Below are 5,217 nucleotides of genomic sequence, written 5' to 3' on the forward strand. Positions count from 1 at the left end.
GACGAATTSAATCTTTTGTCAACATCCCGGGAAAATATGATGGGGACTATCCGTACAAGCCGGGAGACAAACGTTTTGTGTAAAGCTTGTTCACAAAGGACGACATGCAATGTCGTCCTTTGATTTTTGATATGGTTATTAACAATATTTGATGAAAAGTAATATATCTATTTGCTATGTTTGTATAAGTTATTTTTCTCATCAAAACACTAAAAATGTCTTCTATTATTATCAAAGGTGCTCATGTGGTCAATGAAGGTAAAATCCAAGTACAGGATATCTTCATCAAAAACGGCCGCATAGAAAAGATCGATACAAGCATAAATGTAAATGCCGATAAGGTTATTGATGGTGAGGGACAGTATGTCCTTCCGGGGCTGATTGATGATCAGGTGCATTTCCGTGAGCCAGGACTTACCTATAAAGCCAATATTTTCACGGAAAGTAGGGCTGCAGTGGCAGGAGGTACCACCTCTTTCATGGAGATGCCCAACACTGTTCCGAACACGTTGACCCAAAAGCTACTTCAAGATAAATTCGATATAGCGCAGGACACCTCGCTTGCCAATTATTCCTTTTTCATGGGGGCAGCAAATGACAATATTGAGGAGGTCTTGAAAACCAATCCACGCGATGTGTGCGGTATTAAAGTCTTCATGGGCTCTTCTACAGGGAATATGCTGGTAGATGATGATAAAGCATTAGAAAATATCTTTCGTAATGCTCCTACACTTGTCGCTACCCATTGTGAGGATGAGGCTACCATACGCCGCAATCTCGCCTACTATAAGGATAAGTACGGAGACGCTGTAACGATAGACATGCACCCTTTAATCCGTTCGGAGGAAGCTTGCTACCTTTCTTCTTCCAAAGCGGTGGATTTGGCCAAGAAAAACAATACCCGTCTTCATATTCTACATATTTCTACAGGAAAGGAAACACAACTTTTTGATAATACCACACCCTTGTCGGAGAAACGAATAACGGCAGAGGCTTGTGTACATCACCTATGGTTTTCAGACGAAGACTATAGAACAAAAGGGAACTTCATAAAGTGGAATCCGGCAGTGAAGACAGCACAGGATCGTGCGCAGATTCTTGAAGCCTTGTTGGATGGTCATATAGATGTGATCGCTACCGATCATGCACCACATACCTTGGAAGAGAAGCAGCAGCCCTATCTTCAAGCCCCATCGGGGGGGGCGCTGGTACAGCATGCTCTATTGGCCCTGTTGGATATGGTTCATGCAGGCAAGATGACGCTAGAACAGCTGGTACAGAAGACGGCCCACAATACGGCAATCTGCTTTCAGATAGAACAACGCGGATTTATCCGTGAAGGCTATTGGGCCGACTTGGTGGTGGTAAATATGCACAAACCTTATCAGGTGACCAAACAGAATATTCTCTCGAAATGTGGATGGTCTCCTTTTGAAGGGCACACTTTTGCATCCACTATTGAACATACTATTGTTTCGGGCAACTTGGCTTATTCCGAAGGTAAAATTATTGAAGTCGGTTCAGGACATAGACTATTGTTTAACAGGTAATGGACAAGAGGACATTTTTAAAATCGCTGGGACTGGGGTTAGGAAGTCTGGCGATTTCGCATCGTACAGCACAAGCTGTCGCTGACACGGTATCGGCTGTCAAGGGTGTGCTGAAAGCACGGACGCTTAAGGAAGGAGATACCATTGGTATCATTACCCCTGCAGGAGCTTTGGCGGAAGAAGAAACCATCACGATGACCAAAGAGGTGTTGGCCTATTTTGGTTTTAAAGTCAAAGAAGGTAAATATATACGTTCCCGCTATGGCAATCTCGCCGGCACAGATCAGGAACGCTTGCAGATTACATAGTATGTTTGCCGACAATGAGGTGCAGGGAATACTTTGTATCCGAGGAGGTAATGGTGCTTCCAGACTACTTCCTTACATCGACTACGAGCTGATTCGCCGTAATCCGAAAGTGCTTTTGGGCTATAGCGACATCACCGCTCTTATTCTGGCGTTTTATGCTAAAGTAGGGTTGGTTTCTTTCCATGGTGCGGTAGGCAGCAGCACCTGGACAAATTATACGGCAAAGCTTTTCAAGGAACAGCTTATGGAAAATAAACTTGCCGTATATGAGAATCCCGTAAAAAAGGATAATACCATCATACAGTATAAAGATAGAATACAGACCATAACGCCGGGGGTGGCGGAAGGTATCATTCTCGGAGGTAACCTCACCTTAATAACGGGACTATGTGGGACACCTTATCTGCCAGATTTCAAAGACGCAATCTTATTTACCGAAGAGATTGATGAAAAATCGGAACGTTTGGACCGCATGTTCTGTCAACTACGCAACTCGGGAATCTTGTCGCAGATAAAAGGATTTATTTTCGGAAAATGTACCAATTGTGGTCCGGTTCAAGGATACGGTTCTCTTACATTGGATCAGATGCTTAATGATTATATTAAGCCTTTGGGAATTCCTGCCTATAGCGGTGCGGTGATAGGACATATCTCGGACCAGTTTTTGATGCCCGTAGGTGTCAAAGTACGCATGGACGCAACAAATGGTAGGGTAGAATATCTAGAGAAATCGTTATTATGAAAAGTTTGATTATTCTTCTATGTATGGCCGGGTTGAATTTGTCTTGTCATGAGGCAAAGACAACTTCGGCGACTAAAGACGACCACATGAAAATTGATACTGCTACATTTAACGCTATATATGACAGGTTTCAGGAGCCGGCCTTGCGACACCGTCGCTTCAAACATCATGAAGTAGACTCCCTCATCAAAGAGCATGAAAAAAGAGGACAGCTGGGGATACAACAGATAGGCCGTTCTTTTGAAGGAAGGGCTATCTATGAGGTTACTTTTGGTAAGGGGTCGAAAAAAGTTATGATGTGGTCGCAGATGCATGGCGATGAGCCTACGGCTACAATGGCACTTTTCGACCTATTTAACTTTCTGGGAAGTAAGGGAGATGAGTATGATAATATACGCTCTTTGCTGAAGGAAAACCTTGAAATCCATTTTATTCCTATGTTGAATCCGGATGGTGCGGAGCGCTTCCAGCGTAGAACAGCTCAAGGTATTGACATGAACCGCGACGCCCGAGCAGGACAAACGGCCGAAGGGGCATTGCTGCGCGCTAGGGCGAAGACTATAGCTCCTCAATATGGTTTCAATCTGCATGACCAGAGTATCTACTATAACGTTCCTAACACCAAGAATCCCGTAGGAATAGCGTTGCTGGCACCGGCATACAATGAGTCACGTGAAATCAATCCCGTGCGGGAGAATGCTATGAAGCTGGCAGCAGGAATGAATGAGATTCTACAGCAGTATATTCCTAATGCGGTAGCAAAATACGATGATACCTATACTCCTCGTGGATTTGGGGATAACTTCCAGTCGTGGGATGCCAGTACAGTGTTGATCGAATCGGGAGGAGTGAAAGGTGATCCGGAAAAACAGCAGATACGCAAACTAAACTTTATCATTATCCTAAATGCTTTAATTCAAATTGCGGAGGACAGCTATGCGCGGTTCGACAAGAAGCAGTACGAGGAAATTCCTTTTAACGCCTCGCAAATGCATGATATCGTCATCCGAAATATAGAAATAGCACCAGATTCTACTGCCTTTAAAACAGATCTTGCTATACGTCGAGGAGAGACCACAGTAGGAAGAGATTATTATGTACGTGGAAGAGTAGAAGATATAGGAGACTTGAAAGAGTCTTTCGGTTATGAAGAAATTGAGGCGGAGGGGTTAAAGTTTATTGGAGGAAAGGTGGATTACACAAATTATCTAAATGCTGCTTCTCTTTCGCATGAGCAGGCCTTCGAACTGCTGAAAAAAGGAATAATGGCGGTGAGGGTAAAAGAAGAGGTGCTGAAAGAAAAAGCACTGCACGACCTGCCGATACATCTTTTTACGCAGTCGACCTTCTATCTGCCTATGAGCCCCGACTTTGGTGGTATGGCCAGCTTCTATATCGGTGATAAGAACGGAAATCTCAAATATGCCATCCTTAATGGTTACCTGATAGATTTGACGAAAGACTTCGACAGAAATATTCCAATAAAAAACAGAGTGCATTAAGCACTCTGTTTTTTATTTTATGGGAAAGTCAAAATATTTGTCTTTGAAAGGCTCATCGTGCAAGGTGTAGTGCCACCATTCTTTTTCGTAGGCTCGGAATCCATGTTTCTCCATTATTTTACGAAGCTTGAGTCTATTGTTCCTTTGTTGTGTGGTAAGGTGGACATATCCGTGGGCAGATTCTTCACCGAAGAAATCAAAAGGCGCTCCCATGTCTAGCTCTTCCTTGGTGTTAAGATGGATGATGGTAAGGTCTATGGTGCTGCCTCTGCTATGTCCTGAGCGGGAGGCTATAAATCCTTTTTTGAACAGGTCCCGCTTATCTACCTGTGGATAGAATTCTCGTTTCATCAGCGTGTCTTTGATATCTTTGGCCCAACGTTTGAAATGGTTTACGGCGCGCTGCGGTCGGTAGGCGTCAAACACTTTGAGTCCTAATCCTTCTTTATTGAGTTCGGCTTCCACCTTCTTCAATGCCATCACTGCTTTTTCGGTAAGGATAAGTTTGTTGGCTTCATAACCGTCTATTCTGCGTCCTACGAAGTTATGAGAACCATGGTAACGAAGGTCATAAGCTATATGAGGAATATGATTGTCAATATAGGTGAAGCCGACAGGTAGCTGTTTTTGCTGCTGGGCAAATCCCTGTGTGGCGCAAAGAAATAATAGTATTGTTATTAATTTTTTCATAAGATTAGGTTTTGTTTTTAAAGTTAGCAAAAAGCCCAATTATTACATTCGGTTCATAATTTTTTGGCTATAATTTTGTACTTTTACCTCGATTTTCTAACGGATAAAAAGCGTAATAAATTTGGATTATTTAGCAGGATTAAACCCTTCCCAACGCGCTGCTGTCGAGCAAACCGAAGGTCCGGTGATGATAGTGGCGGGGGCAGGCTCAGGAAAGACACGTGTAATCACTTATAGGGTAGCCCATCTTATTCGTAAAGGCGTAGATCCATTCAACATTCTGGTGCTAACATTTACTAACAAGGCAGCCAAGGAGATGCGCGAGCGTATCATGAATGTGGTGGGAGCCGAAGCAAAGAACATATGGATGGGTACGTTCCACTCTATTTTTGCACGTATCTTACGTGTAGAGGCGGAGCTTATAG

General features: G+C 43.4%; 5 protein-coding genes and 1 pseudogene. 5 read left to right on the forward strand and 1 reads right to left on the reverse strand.

The window, feature by feature from the left end:
• Positions 1-215 precede the first annotated feature (215 nt).
• From SD31_RS07225 to SD31_RS07235, 4 genes and pseudogenes are all read left to right on the forward strand, one after another.
• On the forward strand, positions 216-1,550 hold the full coding sequence (locus SD31_RS07225; protein ID WP_039053643.1) for a dihydroorotase: 1,335 nt from the start codon (positions 216-218) through the stop codon (positions 1,548-1,550).
• A gap of 194 nt (positions 1,551-1,744) precedes the next feature.
• Positions 1,745-1,985 (forward strand): annotated as a pseudogene (locus tag SD31_RS18750) (LD-carboxypeptidase); the annotation flags it as partial.
• 117 nt (positions 1,986-2,102) lie between these two features.
• Positions 2,103-2,600 carry an LD-carboxypeptidase gene (locus SD31_RS18755; protein ID WP_231561278.1) on the forward strand — a complete coding sequence of 166 codons (498 nt, stop codon included), beginning with the start codon at positions 2,103-2,105 and terminating at the stop codon, positions 2,598-2,600.
• An 86-nt stretch (positions 2,601-2,686) separates the two neighbouring features.
• The gene (locus SD31_RS07235) at positions 2,687-4,102 is read left to right on the forward strand and encodes a M14 family zinc carboxypeptidase (protein ID WP_231561277.1); all 1,416 of its coding nucleotides are present in this window, start codon (positions 2,687-2,689) and stop codon (positions 4,100-4,102) included.
• 12 nt (positions 4,103-4,114) lie between these two features.
• Here SD31_RS07235 and SD31_RS07240 read toward each other — a convergent pair whose 3' ends face one another.
• Positions 4,115-4,792: a M15 family metallopeptidase gene (locus tag SD31_RS07240; protein ID WP_039053645.1), complete on the reverse strand. Its 678-nt coding sequence runs from the start codon at positions 4,790-4,792 to the stop codon at positions 4,115-4,117.
• A 121-nt stretch (positions 4,793-4,913) separates the two neighbouring features.
• On the opposite strand from SD31_RS07240, the gene SD31_RS07245 reads away from it, so the two are divergent.
• Positions 4,914-5,217, forward strand: a 304-nt coding sequence (locus tag SD31_RS07245) for a UvrD-helicase domain-containing protein (RefSeq protein WP_039053646.1), incomplete at its 3' end; no start/stop codon positions are given.

The organism is Sphingobacterium sp. T2 (genome assembly GCF_000814685.1).
Classification (GTDB): Bacteria; Bacteroidota; Bacteroidia; order Sphingobacteriales; family Sphingobacteriaceae; genus Sphingobacterium; species Sphingobacterium thermophilum.